General features: G+C 64.3%; 2 protein-coding genes. Both read right to left on the bottom strand.

The window, feature by feature from the left end:
* Positions 1–131 precede the first annotated feature (131 nt).
* On the bottom strand, positions 132–590 hold the full coding sequence (locus tag GVY39_RS33690; RefSeq protein WP_159931024.1) for a hypothetical protein: 459 nt from the start codon (positions 588–590) through the stop codon (positions 132–134).
* A gap of 216 nt (positions 591–806) precedes the next feature.
* Positions 807–1592 carry an IS5 family transposase gene (locus GVY39_RS33685; RefSeq protein WP_159931022.1) on the bottom strand — a complete coding sequence of 262 codons (786 nt, stop codon included), beginning with the start codon at positions 1590–1592 and terminating at the stop codon, positions 807–809.
* Between the last annotated feature and the right edge of the window lie 2 nt (positions 1593–1594).

Here is a 1594-nt window from a genome sequence, read left to right as displayed (position 1 = left end):
AGTGAGCGTCTGGGAACTTCGGTTGTGTGTCTCGGTTGTGAAGTTCTGATTGCGGTTGATCGCGCATTGCGGCAACGTCGGGCTGCTCGCGGCCCGATCTGGTGGTGAATTCCGGTACCACAAGCTCGGCTTCAGGGGGACTCGATCGCGACGTAGGTACCGAAGTTGTCTACCTCGCAGGCAGGTATTCCCGCTGAAGTCAGGATGGTGACGATCGCGGTGTACATGGCTTTTTCGATCACCTCGCGATGAGCGAGATGAAATTTGGTCTCATCATCCGGAAACCGGCCCTCCGTCAACGCTTGCCTGAGAGACGCCCAAGCAGCATCATCGGGCTCGGTACCGGGATCGAACCCCATTGCGGCTCGATTTGCTCGCGGGTCAGGCCCCCAATGCACTGACACACCCCCACCCTCGGTTGTGGGAAGCTTGTCGATCGCGACGTTCGCTCCCACCCGCTCGCGGGTATGAATCCCGGCAGGCAACCCTGCCAGACGCAGCTCGGCAACGACCTTCTCGGCCAATACTTGCCGTTGGGCCATTATCTCGGCGGATACCAGGTGGGATTCCCAACCAGTGGAGTCGACCATCCGCCCATGATCACACCTTCCCACGCGCCGTGATGCTCCGTCCCCCGTGCTGCGGGCAAAAATGCACGGCTGCGCAGACCACCGGTGACCATCGCCTCTGTAGCTTCTCGATCACACAAGCGGCGTCGAGATCCGCGACTCGACTACGACCGAGCGCTGACGGCAGCCGAGATCCGCGGGCAGGTGATGCCGGATATCGCGAGCAGCCTCAACCGGTCATGTGCGGGTGAGTCGGCGTGACATGGTCATGATGGTGGCGATGTAGACCATGGCTTCGTGGTGCTCGGGTCGGGTTTCGTAGTCGCGGACGCAGCGGCGGTGTTTGCTGATCCAGGCCAGCGTTCGTTCCACGACCCAACGGCGCGGCAGCACGACGAAGCCGGGATCGGTGCGTTTGACGATTGTCACGGCCAGGTTCAGGACCTGGTGCGCCCAGCGCACCAGCCTGCCCGCGTAGCCGGCATCCGCCCAGGTCGGTGTGATGGTGGAGAACCGCTCCCGCAGCCTCGCCAGCAGCGGCACCGCGCCGTCGCGGTCCTGGGTGCTGGCGGCGGTGACCACGACCGCCAGCAGTAGACCCATGGTGTCGGTGGCGATATGGCGTTTGCGGCCGCCGACTTTCTTGCCGTTGTCCCATCCGCGGGATGCTGCGGGCACGGTGTCGGCGGCCCGCACGGATTGGGAGTCGATGATCGCCGCTGTCGGGGTGGACTTGCGGCCTGCACGTACCCGGATCCGATCACGCAGAACGTCGGTGATCCGTTGCCATACACCGGCTTTAGTCCAGCGGCAGAAGATGTCGTAGACCGTCATCGGGGGTGGGAAGTCGGTGGGCAGCGCCCGCCAGGCGATGCCGCCGCGCACCAGGTAGAAGATCGCGTCCAGGACCAGGCGGCGTGGATGTTTCTCACCGCGACCGCCCTTGCCGCCGGTGTTACCCGGTGGCGGCAGCAGCGGTTGCAGCAGCGCCCACTGCTCGTCACTGCACGAGGACGGATACACCG

Source organism: Nocardia sp. CY15 (assembly GCF_009829295.1).
Classification (GTDB): Bacteria; Actinomycetota; Actinomycetes; order Mycobacteriales; family Mycobacteriaceae; genus Nocardia; species Nocardia sputi.
The sequence above is the reverse complement of the archived record's forward strand: the minus strand, read 5'-3'. Positions and strand labels throughout refer to the sequence as shown.

Coding starts and splice junctions, on each gene's coding strand:
- GVY39_RS33690 (WP_159931024.1), bottom strand. CDS start 590: ATGGTCGACTCCACTGGTTGGGAATCCCACCTGGTATCCGCCGAGATA.